Annotated in this window: 15 protein-coding genes; 8 read left to right on the forward strand and 7 right to left on the reverse strand. The window is 61.4% G+C overall.

Annotated elements, in window-relative coordinates:
* Positions 1-41: 41 nt before the first annotated feature.
* From FPT15_RS00140 to FPT15_RS00155, 4 genes are all read right to left on the reverse strand, one after another.
* On the reverse strand, positions 42-1,082 hold the full coding sequence (locus tag FPT15_RS00140) for an ABC transporter substrate-binding protein (RefSeq protein ID WP_145157438.1): 1,041 nt from the start codon (positions 1,080-1,082) through the stop codon (positions 42-44).
* Positions 1,083-1,125: 43 nt separating this feature from the next.
* Positions 1,126-2,238 carry an ABC transporter ATP-binding protein gene (locus FPT15_RS00145; RefSeq protein ID WP_145157440.1) on the reverse strand — a complete coding sequence of 371 codons (1,113 nt, stop codon included), beginning with the start codon at positions 2,236-2,238 and terminating at the stop codon, positions 1,126-1,128.
* A gap of 229 nt (positions 2,239-2,467) precedes the next feature.
* The gene (locus FPT15_RS00150; RefSeq protein ID WP_106575511.1) at positions 2,468-3,097 is read right to left on the reverse strand and encodes a response regulator transcription factor; all 630 of its coding nucleotides are present in this window, start codon (positions 3,095-3,097) and stop codon (positions 2,468-2,470) included.
* Between the two features lie 18 nt (positions 3,098-3,115).
* Complete coding sequence (locus FPT15_RS00155; protein WP_145157442.1) at positions 3,116-5,110, reverse strand: ATP-binding protein; 1,995 nt, start codon at positions 5,108-5,110, stop codon at positions 3,116-3,118.
* Positions 5,111-5,187: 77 nt separating this feature from the next.
* Between FPT15_RS00155 and FPT15_RS00160 the strand changes: the two genes are divergently transcribed.
* A complete protein-coding gene (locus FPT15_RS00160; protein ID WP_145157444.1) occupies positions 5,188-6,162 on the forward strand; it encodes an alpha/beta hydrolase family protein in 975 nt (324 codons plus the stop codon).
* 56 nt (positions 6,163-6,218) lie between these two features.
* On the opposite strand, the gene FPT15_RS00165 is transcribed toward FPT15_RS00160, so the two are convergent.
* The 3 genes from FPT15_RS00165 to FPT15_RS00175 are packed head-to-tail and all read right to left on the reverse strand — an operon-like array spanning position 6,219 to position 8,684.
* Positions 6,219-6,986, reverse strand: a complete 768-nt coding sequence (locus tag FPT15_RS00165; protein ID WP_145157446.1) for a TerB family tellurite resistance protein — start codon at positions 6,984-6,986, stop codon at positions 6,219-6,221.
* A 1-nt stretch (position 6,987) separates the two neighbouring features.
* Complete coding sequence (gene murU, locus FPT15_RS00170) at positions 6,988-7,662, reverse strand: N-acetylmuramate alpha-1-phosphate uridylyltransferase MurU (protein WP_145157448.1); 675 nt, start codon at positions 7,660-7,662, stop codon at positions 6,988-6,990.
* Complete coding sequence (locus FPT15_RS00175) at positions 7,659-8,684, reverse strand: aminoglycoside phosphotransferase family protein (RefSeq protein ID WP_145157450.1); 1,026 nt, start codon at positions 8,682-8,684, stop codon at positions 7,659-7,661. The genes murU and FPT15_RS00175 overlap by 4 nt, the downstream gene beginning before the upstream one ends.
* A gap of 130 nt (positions 8,685-8,814) precedes the next feature.
* Between FPT15_RS00175 and FPT15_RS00180 the strand changes: the two genes are divergently transcribed.
* The 7 genes from FPT15_RS00180 (at position 8,815) to glpE (ending at position 16,534) form a co-directional block, all read left to right on the forward strand.
* Complete coding sequence (locus FPT15_RS00180; RefSeq protein WP_145157452.1) at positions 8,815-11,625, forward strand: LPS-assembly protein LptD; 2,811 nt, start codon at positions 8,815-8,817, stop codon at positions 11,623-11,625.
* A complete protein-coding gene (locus tag FPT15_RS00185; RefSeq protein ID WP_145157454.1) occupies positions 11,600-12,940 on the forward strand; it encodes a peptidylprolyl isomerase in 1,341 nt (446 codons plus the stop codon). Before FPT15_RS00180 ends, FPT15_RS00185 begins: the two co-directional genes overlap by 26 nt.
* Positions 12,937-13,926 (forward strand): 4-hydroxythreonine-4-phosphate dehydrogenase PdxA, encoded by a 990-nt coding sequence (pdxA, locus tag FPT15_RS00190; protein ID WP_145157456.1) that lies wholly within the window; start codon positions 12,937-12,939, stop codon positions 13,924-13,926. Before FPT15_RS00185 ends, pdxA begins: the two co-directional genes overlap by 4 nt.
* The gene (gene rsmA, locus FPT15_RS00195) at positions 13,923-14,735 is read left to right on the forward strand and encodes a 16S rRNA (adenine(1518)-N(6)/adenine(1519)-N(6))-dimethyltransferase RsmA (RefSeq protein WP_145157458.1); all 813 of its coding nucleotides are present in this window, start codon (positions 13,923-13,925) and stop codon (positions 14,733-14,735) included. Before pdxA ends, rsmA begins: the two co-directional genes overlap by 4 nt.
* A 231-nt stretch (positions 14,736-14,966) precedes the next feature.
* Positions 14,967-15,347, forward strand: a complete 381-nt coding sequence (gene apaG, locus FPT15_RS00200; RefSeq protein ID WP_106575521.1) for a Co2+/Mg2+ efflux protein ApaG — start codon at positions 14,967-14,969, stop codon at positions 15,345-15,347.
* Positions 15,347-16,195 carry a symmetrical bis(5'-nucleosyl)-tetraphosphatase gene (locus tag FPT15_RS00205; protein ID WP_145157460.1) on the forward strand — a complete coding sequence of 283 codons (849 nt, stop codon included), beginning with the start codon at positions 15,347-15,349 and terminating at the stop codon, positions 16,193-16,195. The genes apaG and FPT15_RS00205 overlap by 1 nt, the downstream gene beginning before the upstream one ends.
* A gap of 9 nt (positions 16,196-16,204) precedes the next feature.
* Positions 16,205-16,534, forward strand: coding sequence for a thiosulfate sulfurtransferase GlpE (glpE, locus tag FPT15_RS00210; protein WP_106575523.1), 330 nt, complete (start codon positions 16,205-16,207; stop codon positions 16,532-16,534).
* Positions 16,535-16,677: the final 143 nt, after the last annotated feature.

Below are 16,677 nucleotides of genomic sequence, written 5' to 3' on the forward strand. Positions count from 1 at the left end.
CAAGCCCGCTCGCCACAGGGAACAGGCTTGACTGAAGGCCGTTACTTGGCCGCCCACGAATTGAAGCGCTGCTCGAGCTGCTCGCCGTTATCCGCCCAGAAGCTCACGTCGATCTGCACCTGGTTGGCGATGTTTTCCGGCGTGGTCGGCATATCCTTCAGCACATCCTTGGCCAGCAACGGCACGGCCTGGGTGTTGGCCGGGCCGTAGGCGATGTTTTCCGAGTAGGTCTTCTGCTGCTGCGGCTGTACCGAGAAGGCGATGAACTTCTTCGCCGCTTCGGCGCGGTCCTTGGCCAGGCCCTTGGGAATGGCCCAGGCATCGAAGTCGTAGATGCCGCCGTTCCACACCACTTTCAGGTTGCTTTCTTTTTGCACGGCAGCAATGCGGCCGTTGTAGGCCGAGCTCATCACCACGTCACCCGAGGCGAGGTACTGCGGCGGCTGTGCGCCGGCTTCCCACCACTGGATCGACGGCTTGAGCTCGTCGAGCTTTTTGAACGCGCGGTCCTGGCCGTCTTTACCGGCCAGCACTTTGTACACGTCTTTGGGCGCCACGCCATCGGCCATCAAGGCGAATTCCAGGGTGTACTTGGCGCCCTTGCGCAGGCCGCGTTTGCCCGGGAATTTCTTGGTGTCCCAGAAATCCGCCCAACTGGTCGGTGCGGTGGCCAGTTTGTCGGCGTTGTAGGCCAGCACCGTGGACCACACAAAGAAGCCCACACCGCACGGCTGGATCGCGCCCTTCACGTAGTCGGCGCCATTGCCGAACAGTTTCGGGTCAAGCGGCTCGAACATGTCTTCGTCGCAGCCACGGGACAGTTCCGGCGATTCCACTTCCACCAGGTCCCAGGACACGCTCTTGGTGTCGACCATGGCCTTGACCTTGGCCATTTCACCGTTGTACTCACCGGCGACGATCTTGCCGTTGCCCGCGCTTTCCCACGGTGCATAAAAGGCTTTGACCTGGGCCGCCTTGTTCGCGCCACCAAAGGACACGACCGTCAGGTCCGGGCCTGCCATGGCCTGTGTCGCGCCCATCAAGCCGATGACCAGGGCGGAATATTTAAGGGATCTCAACATTGTTGTTCTCTCCACGTGCAGGGTTGGTGAAGCCATGGGGCGATTAATTCGCCTCTAGAAGTGGGTCGAGTGCGCGAACGTGCTCGACTTGCCAGCCAATCGGTACCACGTCGCCGACCGCCAGGGCTGGGTCCAGCTCGGCAATCGGTTGTTTCACAAAAAAATCGGTCTTGCCGCAGACTTCCAGGCGCACGCGCACGTGGTCGCCCAGGTAGATAAATTCCGCCACGCGCCCGGAGAAGCGGTTCACGCAGGACTCGCTGGAGCCATTGAGGCTGACGCGCTCCGGGCGTACCGATAACGTCACCGGACCGCCGAGCTGGCCGACATTCACCGCCAGCGCCTCGACCTTTTCACCGCGCGCCAGCTCCACCACGCAACGCTCGCCTGTGTGGCTGTGCAGGCGGCCATTGAGGCGATTGTTCTCGCCAATGAAGTTGGCCACGAAGGTGTTTTTCGGTTCTTCGTACAAGGTGCGCGGCGCGGCAATCTGCTGGATCTCGCCCTGGTGGAACACCGCCACGCGGTCGGACATGGTCAGCGCTTCGCCCTGGTCGTGGGTCACGTACACCACGGTGACGCCCAGGCGCTGGTGCAGGTGCTTGATCTCCATCTGCATGTGTTCGCGCAGTTGCTTGTCGAGGGCGCCGAGGGGTTCGTCCATCAGCACCAGCTGGGGTTCGAACACCAGCGCTCGCGCCAAGGCCACGCGCTGTTGCTGGCCGCCGGAGAGTTGCGCCGGGTAACGCTGGGCGAAGGCATCGAGCTGGACCATGCTCAGCACGCGCTTGACCCGCTCGCTGACGTCGGTCTTGCTCAGGCCACGCACCGACAGCGGGAACGCCAGGTTCTCGGCGACGGTCATGTGCGGGAACAACGCATAGTTCTGGAACACCATGCCGATGTCGCGCTTGTGCGGCGGCACGTGGTTGATGGCGCGCCCGGCCAGCAGGATTTCCCCGGCGGTGGGCGTCTCGAAACCGGCGAGCATCATCAGGCTGGTGGTCTTGCCCGAACCGGACGGCCCGAGCAGGGTGAGGAACTCGCCCTTGCGAATCTCCAGGTTGAGGTCTTTGACGATCAGGTTCTCGCCGTCGTAGCTCTTCTGCACGCCACGAAAGCTGACCAGCACATCATTTGAATCCACCTCGCTCATACCCACACCTTTTTGTTTTGGACGGCTGTGGCACAAGCGTAGTCCAGGCGCGAGGCCCCGGAAATCGGGGGCCAGGAGAGATTTGCATCAGCAGGATGGAAGGTTCGGGGTAGGGATTGCCCTACACGGATGGCGGGCACAGAACAGTGCAGCGGCAATCATCAGCGCCTGCCGGCAAAGCCCATGTCGTAAACAGACACGCGCCCATGTTGGAGCCCGCTTGCCTTGCTTACAGAAGTTTGTGCTCCATGGCGTATTTCACCAGCTCGGCCAGCGAGGTGATGTTGAGCTTTTGCATCAGCCGCGCCTTGTGCGTGCTGATGGTCTTGCTGCTCAGCGCCAGTTGCTGGGCGATGTCATTGACGTTGGCGCCCTGGGCCAGGCGCTCGAACACCGAGAACTCACGCTCCGACAGCAGCGAATGCAGCGGCCGCGCGTCGGTAAGGCCGACCTCAAAGACCATGCGGTCGGCCAGGTCCGGGTCGATGTAACGCCCGCCTGCCGCAACCTTGCGAATCGCCGTCAGCAGCAGCGCCGGGTCGCTGTCCTTGGTGGCGTACCCGGCCGCGCCGACCTTCAAGGCGCGGGCGGCCATCTGTGCTTCATCGTGCATCGACAGCACCAGAATCGCCGGCGGATTGTGCAGCGCGCGGATGCGCGCAATTGCTTCCAGGCCGTTCACGCCGGGCATCGAGATATCCAGCAATACCACCTCGCACGCGACATGGCGCAAGGTCTCCAGCAATTGCTCGCCGTTGCTGGCCTCGCCGACCACCAGCAGGTCTTTGGCCAGGCCGATCAATTGCTTGATGCCTTCACGGACAATGGTGTGGTCTTCGGCTACCAATACGCGAATCACAGGGGCTTCCTCTTGTGGTTATGCATCCAACGGCACCGTGACGCTCAAGGTGGTGCCCTCCCCCGGTTCGCTGTGCAGGCTCAGTTGCCCACCCATCATCAATACGCGCTCGCGCATGCCGACGACGCCAAAGGACACCGGGCGGCCCTGGGTTTCGACGAACCCGACGCCGTCATCGCTGATGGTCAGCCGCAGGTCGGCGCCCTCCACGCTCAAGGTCAGCTCGACAGTATGCGCCTGGGCATGGCGCATCACATTGGTCAGCGCCTCCTGCAGGATGCGGAACAGGCCGATGGCTTTGGCATCGCTCAGGGCCGGCAGGTTTTCCGGGACTTGTACCAGGCAGGGGATGTGGGTGCGGGCCTCGAAGCGCCGGGCCTGCCATTCGATGGCCGAGGCGATGCCGGCGTCAAGAATCGGCGGGCGCAGCGCGGTCGCCACATCGCGCACAAGCTGAAAAAGCTGGGCGATCAGGCGCTTCATGCTGTTCAAGCGCTCGTTCAGGCCTGGGTCCAGTTGGGCATAGGCCAGCTCGCACATCGAGGTTTCCAGCTTGAGTACCGTGAGCATCTGCCCGAGTTCGTCGTGCACCTCACGGGCGATGCGCGCCTTTTCTTCTTCGCGCACGGTTTCCAGGTGGGCCGACAGCTCGCGCAGCTGTGTTTCGCTTTGCAGCAGGGCGGCCACATAACGGCGGCGCTCGGTGACGTCATTCAGGTAGGCCACCAGGTATTCGGCATCAGCAAAGCGCAGGAAACTCAGCGACACGTCGGCCGGCAGGATGCTGCCGTCGGCGCGCACGCAATCGGCCGCGAAGGTTTGCGGGCCTTCTTCGCTGGCACGCGCGCGCTTCCACACATTGAGCCAGCGGTCCATGTTCAAGGTCGGGTCGAAATCGATCAGCGGTCGCTCGATCAGCGCGCCCGGCCCATAGCCCAACATGGTTTCGGCGGCGCGGTTGGCGTAACGCACGTGGCTGTCCCAATTGACCCACAGGATGCCAACGGTGCTTTGATCGATGGAGAACTGCGTCAGCCGCAAGGCTTCGGCGCCGGCAGCGCGTGCGGCACTCTCTTCACGGGCAGCCAGCAGGTTGTGTTCGAGCACGCGCTGGTGACGGCGTTGCCAGAACACCACTGAGAGGCTGGCGAGCAAGAACATCGCCAACAGCAGGCTGAGGTTTTGCCACAGGCCCGGCGATTGCGTCAGCTGCGGGTATTTAGGTTGCAGCCAGCGGCTGTGCAATTGGTCGAGGTCGCGGGCCGGTATCGCGCGCAACGCGCTTTGCATGATGCCGGCCAGTTCCGGCCATTCGCGGCGGGTGGCCACGCGCAGCAATTGCGGCAGGCCGATATCGCCGACCACGGTCAGCCCGGCAAACTCGGCCTCACCGGACAAACGGCTCAATTGCGCCTCATCCACCACGGCATAACGCGCCTGCTGGCTCACCAGCAATTGCAGGGCCTGGCGCTCCATGGGCACGCCTTGCAGGTTGAGGTTGGGATAGTTGCTGCGCAGGTAATCAGCCAGCGTGCTGGGCATGCGTACGGCAACGCGAGAACGCTCGTCGAGTTTTTCCAGCTCCACCGCGCCGCCGCCTTCGCGGATGCCGACGATATGCTGGGGCACGCGCATATAAGGATCGCTGAATAACCACAGGCGCAAGCCGGCCGGTGTTTGCTGAAGGCCAGGGGCGATATCCACCTCGCCGTCGCGCACCGCAGCGTCCAATTGCTCCTGGCTGGGGAAGTTGCGCCAGGTCAGCTCGATGTTCAGGGCTTTGGCCAGCCACTGCATCAACTCGACATTGGCCCCGGACAAGCGCTGCAGGCGCCGATCGTATTGCGCGTACGGCGCCTGCAATACCAGGCCCACGCGCAGCTCCGGATGCTGGGCCAGCCACTCACGCTGCTGCGCATTGAGCGGCGCCTGCGGTATGGCAGGCGCGGGCGCAGCGTTCGCCATCAAGGCAAAGCACAAACCGCCGATAACCAGCAGACAGCGAAAACCCATGATCCACGTCTCACATCACTGACAAATACTGACCAACCCATTAGGCTGCTGGAATCACTTCTGGCCGGGAATTAACGATGCCCTTTATCCACCGTTCGGCACTGCCAGCATTGTGCCTGTCGCTGCTATTTACCAGCGCCTTTTCTGTTCATGCCGCCGATGCGCCTGCACCCGCCGCCGAAAAGCCGGTTGAACGCCAACCCCTGCCCGAGCGCAGCCAGGAAGAAGCCAGCGCCCTGGAGCGTCAGGTGCCGCAACAGGAACAGCAACAATTGCAGGCCGGCAGCGATTCATTCCTGGCCCTGTGGAAGCCGGCCAACAGCGCCGAGCCCGAAGGCGTGGTGATTATCGTGCCGGGCGCCGGGGAAAGCGCTGACTGGCCGCAAGCAATCGCGCCGTTGCGGCGCAAATTACCCGACGCCAATTGGGGCACGCTGAGCCTGTCACTGCCGGACGTGAACGTCGACACCTTGCCGCCGCGCGTCCTGGAATCGCCCAAGGCCGCCGTCGATACCAGCAGCAAAGACGGCAGCACCGCGGCCAAACCCATCGAACAAGCCGCCAGCGCCGAAGCCGAAGGCACTGATCCTGCGGTAGTGCCGGGCGCCGATGAACAAGACAAGACCGACGCCAAACGCATTTTCGACCGTATCGATGCCGCCGTTGCCTTTGCCCAGACCCAGAGCGCGCGCAGCGTGGTACTGCTTGGCCATGGCACGGGCGCCTGGTGGGCGGCGCGTTACCTGAGCGAGAAACAACCGGCCCAGGTGCAAAAGTTGGTGATGGTGGCAGGCAAGACGCCGGCGGCCAGGCAGCCAGACCTGCAACAACTGGCCCCGGCGCTGAAGGTGCCGACGGCGGATGTTTTCTACCAGGACGACGCCCAGGCGCGCAAAAACGCACTGGCACGCGTCCAGGCCGCCAAGCGCGGGAAGAATGACGGCTATAAACAGGTGTCACTCAAGACCTTGCCCGGCAACAGTTCGGCTGAGCAGGAGCAGTTGTATCGGCGGATCCGCGGGTGGTTGAGCCCGCAGACTGCTGCTGAGTAACCTTGATCTGATAACCCAATCAACTGTGGGAGTTGGCAACTCAGGATTTGTGCTGGCTAGCGAAAATCCCGGCGCTCGCGAATCAACGCATAGGCGTTATGCAGCTCACGGGTTCGCTCGGTCGCTTCGCGCACCTGTGCGGCGCTGGCGCCAGTGCCGGCAATCTTGTCCGGGTGGTGGCGACTGAGCAGGCGACGATAGGCGCGTTTGATCACACTCGGCTCGCTGGTGGACGTGACCCCCAAAATTCGCATCGCGTCCTGATAAGCGCCCGCGCGATTGGCCAACGGCTTGCGCTCCTGCACGTAGTCGGCAGCCAGCGCCTGCAACTGTTGCGGCGTCCAGCCGAGCCATTTGCCCCACAGGTCGATCAAGTCGCGCTCGGCGTTATCCGCCTTGCCGTCCGCCCAGGCCATGCGCCAACAGGCGCGCAGTAAGCCCTCTGCGGCATGAGGCTGGGCCTTGAGCACGCGCAGGTAATTGCGCACCCGGTCGGAACCGGACTTGCCCCGATTGAACGCGCTGATCGCCCGGCGCTGGGCCGACTCGGTCATGTCCAGCGCACGCATCTCCTGGCGCGCTTGCTGGATATGCCCATCCACCACGCGGCCATTGCTCTTGGCCAGGCGCCCCAACAGCACGAACAGCAGTTCGTCATTGCGCAACGCCGGGCGTCCGCCCAGCCGCTCGCGCAGTTGCGCCCAACTTTGCAGTTGAAGACGGCGATCCAGCGCCTGCCCCAGCAATGCCCCCAACAAGGCCCCCGGAATACTGGCAATGGCAAAGCCAGCCCCGGCACCGATCAGTGTCCCTGGCCACAACATCTTATTGCCCCGCAGTCAGCAAGGTTTCAACCTGTGCCAGACGCTCCAGCGTGCCGACATCAATCCAGCGTCCCGTCATGCGTTCCCCCGTTACCAGACCTTTGACCATGGCCGCCCGCAGCAGCGGCGCCAGCTTGAAGGCACCGGCACTGCAACCCGCGAACAATTGAGGGTCGAGCACTGAAATGCCACTGAAGGTCAGGTTATCGGCACCGGGCGCCGCATCATGAAGCAACCCTTGATCCAGGTAGAAATCGCCGCCGGTGGGGTGATGCGCCGGGTTATCCACCATCACCAGATGCGCCAGGCCCTGTAGTGGCCGGCGCAATTGGGTGAAGTTGTAGTCGGTCCAGATATCGCCATTGACCACCAGGAAGGGCTCGTCCCCCAGCAACGGCAATGCCTGGAAAATCCCGCCGCCGGTTTCCAGCGGCTCGCCTTCGGCCGAATACTGGATGCGCAGGCCAAACTGCGCACCATCGCCCAGGTAGCTTTCGATCTGCTGGCCGAGCCAGGCATGGTTGATCACGATTTCGCTGAAGCCGGCCTTGGCCAGCGCCTCAAGGTGATACTCGATCAGCCGCTTGCCGCCCGCCTGCACCAGGGGTTTGGGCGTGTGCAAGGTCAGTGGGCGCATGCGCTCACCCTTGCCGGCCGCCAGGATCATGGCTTTCATACGCTCGCCTCGACAGGTTGGCGCAGGCTGGCGAGCAGTTCGCCCAACTCGGCCAGCTCAGGACGGTCTGCCAGCACCGCTTCTATATAAGCAAAGAAGCGCGGCACGTCCGCCAGGTAGCGTGGCTTACCGTCGCGATGGCAGATACGCGCGAAAATACCGATCACCTTGAGGTGACGCTGCACGCCCATCAAGTCACTGGCACGCTGAAATTCTTCGAAACCGGCCTGCACGGGAATGCCCAGTTGCCCGGCACGTTCCCAATAGCCCCGCTGCCACGCGCGTACGCGCGCTTTCGGCCAACTGAGGAAGGCATCCTTGAACAGGCACGTGATGTCGTAGGTGACCGGGCCGTAGACGGCGTCCTGGAAATCCAGCACACCGGGGTTCGGTTCGCTGATCATCAGGTTGCGCGGCATATAGTCGCGATGCACCAGCACTTTAGGCTGGGCCAGGGCGCTGTCGATCAAATGATCGCTGACGCGCTGCCACAAGGCCTGTTGCTGGGTATCCAACTCGATACCCAAGTGCCGGCGAACGTACCATTCCGGAAACAGTTCCAGCTCTCGGCGCAACAAGGCGACGTCATAGCTGGGCAGCGGCGCGTCCATCGGCAATTGCTGAAAAGCCAGCAACGCGTCGATGGCATCGGTGAACAATTGATCGGCGTTTTGCTCGTCAATCACGTCCAGATAGGTTTTTTTGCCCAGGTCATTGAGCAAAAGAAAGCCGCGCGGCAAATCTTCTGCATAAATTTTTGGCACATTTATTCCTGATTTCGCCAGCAAATCAGCGATATCGACGAAAGGTTTGCAGTTTTCCTGGGGGGGTGGCGCGTCCATAACGACGAAACTTTGCCCACCGCCTTCCCACCGGAAGTAACGCCTGAAACTCGCGTCGCTGCTGGCCGCGGTCAATGTGGCCGGGGGTACGGCGCCCCAGTCCTGAGCGTTGAAAAGGATCGGCAACTGCTCATCCAGCCAGACTTTCAGCTGTTGTAAACGTAGATCTTGCTCGGGCATTACAAGGGTCTCCGACGGCGCTAGCCGTCAAGCGGGTCATGCTTTATTATCACGCATCTTTTTCAGACCATCGAGAGGCGTGCGGCCCACACCGCGGGCAGATGGCACGCAGGAAGCCCGGACTAATAAGATGGCATTGAAATCCCCCGCGTTTCGTAGAAAATTTCCGTTGCTGGTAACCGGCAGTCTGCTGGCCATGCAACCTTTCGCCACCTCATTCGTGGTCGCCGCGGAACAGTATGACTGCTCAGTCTCTGCTTCGGGTGCCTGGGATTGCGCGCCGAAAACCGCCGCAGCCCCGTTGCCACCACGCCCGGTGCATGACGGCGCAGCCGTCAGCTCGGCCGGCAGCACGGCGCAAGCCAATGCTGGCGGCAGCGCCGAGGCCGAACCGAAGACCGCTCTGGTCACCGAAGCCAAGGGCCGTGGCCTGCGTTCGCGCAGCGCCGACTACAGCCACCTGGACTGGGTGCCTCGCGAGAAGCTGACCGCAGCCCAACTGGCTGAAACCGGTCCTTATTGCTCCGGCGCGTACATCGAACCGGTTCGTCCTGGTATGAACGACAAGACGAACAAGAGCGATGCGCCGACCTTCATCGGCGCCAAGGCCTCGCGTTACGAGCAGGAACAACAGGTCGCGACCCTGGCCGGTGACGTTGTCATGCGTCAGGGCAGCATGCAGCTGGAGGCTCAGGAAGCCAGCCTGTATCAGGCCGAAAACCGTGGCGAGCTGAACGGCGACGTGCGTCTGCGCGACAACGGCGCCCTGATCGTGGGCGACCATGCCCAGGTCCAGCTCGACACCGGCGCCGCCCAGATCGACAACGCCGAATACGTGCTGCACAAGTCGCGTATCCGCGGTAACGCGCTGTACGCCAAGCGTGCCGAGAACGCGATCATCCGTCTCAAGGACGGTACGTACACCACCTGCGAGCCGGACAGCAACGCCTGGCAGCTCAAAGGCAACAACATCACGTTGAACCCGGCCACCGGTTTCGGTACGGCGACCAACGCGACGTTGCGGGTCAAGAACATTCCGATCCTGTACACCCCGTATATCTACTTCCCGATCGACGACCGTCGTCAATCCGGCTTCCTGCCGCCGAGCTTCAGCACCGGCAGCGAAACCGGCTTTACTCTGGTTACGCCGTACTACTTCAACCTGGCACCGAACTACGATGCCACGTTGTATCCGCAGTACATGACCAAGCGCGGCATGATGGTGGAAGGCGAATTCCGCTACCTCACCAAGTCCAGCGAAGGTCAGTTCGGCGGCGCGTACCTGAATGACGACAGCGATGAGCGTAAAGGTCAGAGCGACTACGAAAAAGACCGTTACATGGTCAACTGGCAGCACAAGGGCGGTCTGGATTCACGTATAGCGACGCAGGTCGACTACACCAACATCAGCGACCCTTACTTCTTCCAGGATCTGAAGACCTACCAAGAAGGTGTTCAGCCGCGAGACTACGTCAACCAGCAGGGTTCCGTGGCTTATCGTGGCGACGATTTCCAGGCGCGCCTGAACCTTCAGGCCTACCAGCTGGCGACGATCTCTCAGATCACCCCGTATAACCGGTTGCCGCAGATCACCTTCAACGGGTCTCTGCCGTACCACCCGGCCGGGCTGAACTTTACCTACGAGACTGAAGCTGTTCGATTCGAACGCAGCCTCGATAGCGGAAACTTTACCGACGAGAACGGCTTCGTCTCGCCACGTCTGGATACCTACGTCACCGGCCTGACCCGTGCAAACGGTACTCGTCTGAACGTTGCGCCGGCTGTTGAATACCCGATGAATTGGACCTACGGTTTTGTTACGCCGAAGCTCAAGTACGTCTACACCAAGTACGATCTTGACTTGGACAGCACGGGTAAGAACCAGATCGTCGCTCAACAGGCGGCAGCTACTGCAGCTGACCCTTATGCGGGTGGAGAATTCAAAAGCTCCCAAGACCGTGCAATTCCAATCGCCAGTATTGATAGCGGTCTGTACTTCGACCGCAACACCAACTGGTTCGGTAAAGACTATCGCCAGACCCTGGAACCGCGAGCCTTCTATCTCTATGTGCCAAACAAGGACCAGAGCGATATTCCGGTATTCGATTCCAGCGAGTACTCGTTCAGCTACGCCTCGCTGTTCCGCGACAACCGCTTCAGCGGTACCGACCGGATTGGCGACGAGAACAAGCTGTCGCTGGGCGTAACCAGCCGCTGGATCGAAGAAAACGGCTTCGAACGTCAACGTGTTGCGATTGGGCAAGCGGTGTACTTCAAGGATCGTGAAGTCCAACTGCCGGGTATCCTGGCAAGCCAGCGCGCAGATGCACAATCCAATGTTTCGCCAATTGCACTGGACTACGAGTTCCGCTTCAACCGCGATTGGCGCGCCACCGCCGACTATAACTGGGATACCGAAAGCCACAGTCCTCGTTCCGGCAGCGCAATGTTCCATTACCAGCCGGAAGACAACCCTAACAAGGTTATCAACGTTGGTTACCGCTATCGTAACGACCAGGTGGTTTATAACCAGTTGACTGGCAAATACCAGTTCGGTGGCGACTACGGCACCGAAGGTTCACCAAACTTCGTGAAGGATTACTACAAAATCCAGCAACACGATTTCTCGATGATGTGGCCGATCATTCCTCAGTGGAACCTGATCACCCGCTGGCAGTATGACTATGCACGCAACCGTACCCTGGAAGCATTCGGTGGTTTCGAGTACGACAACTGCTGCTGGAAACTGCGCGTCATCAACCGTTACTGGGTTTCCAACGACGAATACAGCCAGATCGCCCCGCTGAACGAAAAGGGTGACCACGGGCTCTTCTTCCAGATCGTCCTTAAAGGACTCGGCGGCCTGACCGGCGCCAAGGTAGAGAGCTTCCTCGACAAAGGCATTGAAGGTTATCGTGAACGTGAAGACCAAGCTTTCTGATTGTCTGCGCCCGCTAGTACTGGGCGCACTGTTCCTGGGGACCGCTTCGGTACACGCTGCGGTCCAGCCGCTGGACAAGGTTGTGGCCATCGTCGATAACGACGTGATCATGCAGAGCCAACTCGACCAACGGGTCAAGGAAGTTCAGCAAACCATCGCCAAGCGTGGCGGCGGCGTACCGCCTACCAGCGTGCTGGACCCGCAGGTTCTGGAGCGCCTGATTGTCGAAAACCTGCAACTGCAGATCGGCGATCGTTCCGGCATCCGTATTTCGGACGAAGAGCTGAACCAGGCGGTCGGTACTATCGCTCAACGCAACAACATGAGCGTTGACCAGTTCCGTGCGGCGCTGGCTCACGACGGTTTGTCCTATGAGGACGCCCGTGACCAGATCCGCCGTGAAATGATCATCAGCCGTGTGCGTCAGCGCCGTGTGGCCGAGCGGGTGCAGGTGTCCGAGCAGGAAGTGAAAAACTTCCTGGCATCGGACTTGGGCAAGATGCAGCTCTCCGAAGAACTGCACCTGGCCAACATCCTGATCCCGACGCCAGACAGCGCCAACGCCGAACAGCTCAATGCTGCAGCCGCAAAAACCCAGGCTGTTTATGACCGCTTGAAAGCCGGCGCTGACTTTGCCCAGACGGCAATTGCCGTGTCCGGCAGTGACAACGCTCTGGACGGTGGTGACATGGGCTGGCGTAAAGCTGCTCAACTGCCACCTCCGTTCGACCGTGAGCTGAGTGCGATGAACGTGGGTGACATTACCCAGCCAGCACGTACGCCAGGCGGCTTTATCATCCTCAAGTTGCTCGGCAAGCGCGGCGGCGAGACCTCGCTGAAAGACGAAGTTCATGTTCGTCACATCCTGGTCAAACCAAGCGAAATCCGCACCGAAGCGCAAACCAAGGAACTGGCCCAGAAGATCTATGACCGCATCGAAGGCGGTGAAGACTTCGCCACATTGGCCAAGAGCTTCTCGGAAGACCCGGGTTCGGCCCTCAACGGTGGCGACCTGAACTGGATCGACCCGAAAGCGCTCGTGCCTGAGTTCCAGGACGTGATGGCCAAGACCCCGCAAGGCGTTCTGTCCAAGCCGTTCAAGACCCAATATGGCTGGCATGTACTGGAAGTCCTTGGCCGTCGCGCCACTGACAACACCACGCAGGCCCGCGAGCAGCAAGCACTGACCGTGTTGCGTAACCGCAAATACGATGAAGAGCTGCAAACCTGGTTGCGTCAGATCCGTGACGAAGCCTACGTGGAAAACAAGCTGCCAGGCGCCGAGCAAACAGGCACCGACCAGGCAGCACAGTGAAACCCCAGCGTTTCGCGGTAACACCCGGCGAGCCGGCCGGCATTGGTCCTGACCTGTGCCTGCTGCTCGCCTCGCACCCTCAGCCACACCCCCTGATAGCCATTACCAGCCGCGACCTGCTCCTTGAGCGGGCCGCGCAACTGGGTGTGACCGTCAATCTGCTGGACGTGTCACCGGGCAACTGGCCCGACCTGCCGGCACCTGCGGGCAGCCTGTACGTTTGGGACACGCCGCTTGCAGCCAAGGTGGTTGCCGGGCAACTGAACAAGGCCAATGCGGCCTTTGTACTGGAAACCCTGACGCGCGCCGGTCAAGGCTGCATCGACGGTGACTTCGCCGGCATGATCACCGCGCCGGTACACAAAGGCGTGATCAACGAATCCGGTATCGCCTTTTCCGGCCACACCGAATTCCTCGCCGAGCTGACCCATACCGCTCAAGTGGTGATGATGCTGGCCACACGCGGCCTGCGCGTTGCACTGGTGACGACGCATTTGCCGTTGCGTGATATCGCCGATGCGATCACCGCCGAGCGCCTGGAGCGCGTCACGCGCATCCTGCACGCCGACCTGCAACAGAAATTCGGCATTGCCCAACCGCGCATCCTGGTCTGTGGGCTCAACCCGCACGCCGGTGAAGGCGGCCATTTGGGCCATGAAGAAATCGACATCATCGAACCGACATTAGAGCGTCTGCGCCAAGAAGGCATGGACCTGCGTGGCCCGCTGCCTGCAGACACTCTGTTTACCCCCAAGTATCTGGAGCACTGCGATGCAGTGCTGGCGATGTACCATGACCAGGGGCTGCCCGTGCTGAAATACAAAGGCTTCGGCGCCGCAGTCAACGTGACACTGGGCCTGCCGATCATCCGTACCTCCGTCGACCATGGCACTGCCCTGGACCTGGCGGGCAGCGGCAAGATCGATACCGGCAGCCTGCACGTGGCCCTGGAAACCGCCTATCAGATGGCCGAGACCCGTATATGACTGAGCATTACCAACACCGGGCGCGCAAGCGCTTCGGGCAAAACTTCCTGCACGACGCTGGCGTAATCGACCGCATCCTGCGCTCCATCCACGCCAAGCCGGAAGACCGCCTGCTGGAAATCGGCCCGGGCCAGGGCGCCTTGACCCAAGGCCTGTTGGCCAGTGGCGGGCAACTGGACGTGGTGGAACTGGACAAGGACTTGATCCCGATCCTCAACCAGCAGTTTGCTGACAAACCCAATTTCAATCTGCACCAGGGCGACGCGCTGAAGTTCGACTTCAACAGCCTTAATGCCGCCCCCAACAGCCTGCGGGTAGTGGGCAACCTGCCGTACAACATCTCCACGCCGCTGATTTTTCACCTGCTGAACAACGCAGGGATCATCCGCGACATGCACTTCATGCTGCAAAAAGAGGTGGTTGAGCGTTTGGCGGCCGGCCCTGGCGGCGGTGATTGGGGCCGTCTGTCGATCATGGTTCAGTACCATTGCCGCGTTGAGCACCTGTTCAACGTCGGCCCTGGCGCGTTCAACCCGCCGCCGAAGGTCGACTCGGCCATTGTGCGCCTGGTACCTCACGCCGTGCTGCCGCACCCGGCCAAGGATCACAAACTGCTGGAGCGCGTCGTGCGCGAAGCGTTCAACCAACGCCGCAAGACCCTGCGCAACACGCTCAAGGCACTGCTCAGCAACGCCGAAATCGAAGCCGCCGGCGTCGATGGCAGCCTGCGCCCCGAGCAACTGGACCTGGCCGCGTTTGTGCGCCTGGCTGATCAGCTTGCGATCCAGCCCGCGCCGACCGTGGAATAAGCTGTAACTCGATACAAATGTGGGAGCGGGCTTGCCCGCGATGGCGGTGCATCAGTTACACATTCAGTGACTGACACTGCGCATTCGCGGGCAAGCCCGCTCCCACATTTGCTCAGCGTTATACCGATAACGCTTGCCGGCTGCCCGACACATGTCTGGCCTAGTGCCCTCCTCATGGCCTAGACTGATCCGCATCTGCTGTCCTCCGCTTTTGCTTTTAAGGCCTCTTGCATGTCCGATCCTCGCTACCAGATCGACGTCAGCGTCGTCACCCGCTTCCTGGCGGACCAATCGCAACCCGAACACAACCGTTTCGCCTTTGCCTACACCATCACGGTGAAGAACAACGGGCAGGTGCCGGCCAAGCTGCTGTCGCGCCATTGGGTGATCACCGACGGTGACGGCCAGGTCGAGGAAGTGCGCGGCGCCGGTGTGGTTGGCCAGCAGCCGTTGATCGACATTGGCGCCAGCCATACGTATAGCAGTGGCACGGTGATGACCTCCAAAGTCGGCACCATGCAGGGCACTTATCAGATGAAAGCCACTGACGGCAAACTGTTCGACGCTGTCATCGCGCCCTTCCGCCTCGCCGTGCCGGGAGCCCTGCACTGATGACGACGTACGCGGTCGGCGACCTGCAAGGCTGCCTGGAACCCCTCAAGTGCCTGCTGGAGCGAGTTGCGTTCAACCCGGCGAGCGACCGCCTGTGGTTGGTGGGTGACCTGGTCAATCGCGGGCCCGAATCCCTGCAAACCCTGCGCTACTTATATAGCCTGCGTGATTCGCTGGTATGCGTACTGGGCAACCACGACCTGCACCTGCTGGCGGCCGGCAATAACATCGAGCGTTTGAAAAAGGGCGACACGCTGCGCGAGATCCTCGAAGCGCCGGATCGCACCGAGCTGCTGGAGTGGCTGCGTCGGCAAAAGCTCATGCATTACGACGAAGGCCGCAACATGGCTTTGGTCCATGCGGGCATCCCGCCCCAGTGGACGGTGAAAAAAGCCCTCAAGTGCGCCGCCGAAGTCGAGAGCGCCCTGACCGATGACAACCTTTACACCGCCTTTCTCGACGGCATGTACGGCAATGAGCCGGTCAAGTGGGACAACGACCTTACCGGCGTGGCCCGCCTGCGCGTGATCACCAACTACTTCACCCGCATGCGCTTCTGCACCGCCGAAGGCAAGCTGGACCTCAAGAGCAAGGAAGGCGCCGACACCGCCCTGCCCGGCTACAAACCCTGGTTCGCCCACAAGGAGCGCAAGACCCGTGACACGAAGATCATCTTCGGCCACTGGGCAGCCCTGGAAGGCAAATGTGATGAACCCGGCGTGTTCGCCCTCGACACCGGTTGCGTGTGGGGCGGCGCCATGACCCTGATGAACATCGACACCGGCGAGCGCCTGAGCTGCCAGTGCGAATCCCCCCTTTCTGTGACACAGCCGGCCGCCAAGCCATAGGAGCCCGCCATGAGCGAATTCAAACGTATCCCTCCCGAACAAGCCCAGGCGCTGCGCGAGCAAGGCGCGGTGGTGGTCGACATCCGCGATCAGCCGACGTATGCCGCCGCGCATATCAGCGGTGCGCAGCATTTGGATAACACCAACATTGCCGACTTCATCCGTGCCGCCGACCTCGACGCGCCGGTGATCGTCGCCTGTTACCACGGCAACTCCAGCCAGAGCGCGGCCGCCTACCTGATCAGCCAGGGCTTCTCTGACGTGTATAGCCTGGACGGCGGCTTTGAGCTGTGGCGTGCGACCTATCCTGCAGAAATTGCCTCAGGCGATTCGCAATAATTTTTTTCACACCCCGCTACCCCGCGTGACGCTTGGGCTCGCGCCGTTTCTGACGAACGGCGCAGCCAAACTAATTACGTATCCCGCCTTGACCTCCCGGATTCCGAACTATCCTTAAGCGCAGGCCATCCGAATCAGGGGAG

The organism is Pseudomonas sp. RGB (assembly GCF_007713445.1).
Lineage (GTDB): Bacteria > Pseudomonadota > Gammaproteobacteria > Pseudomonadales > Pseudomonadaceae > Aquipseudomonas.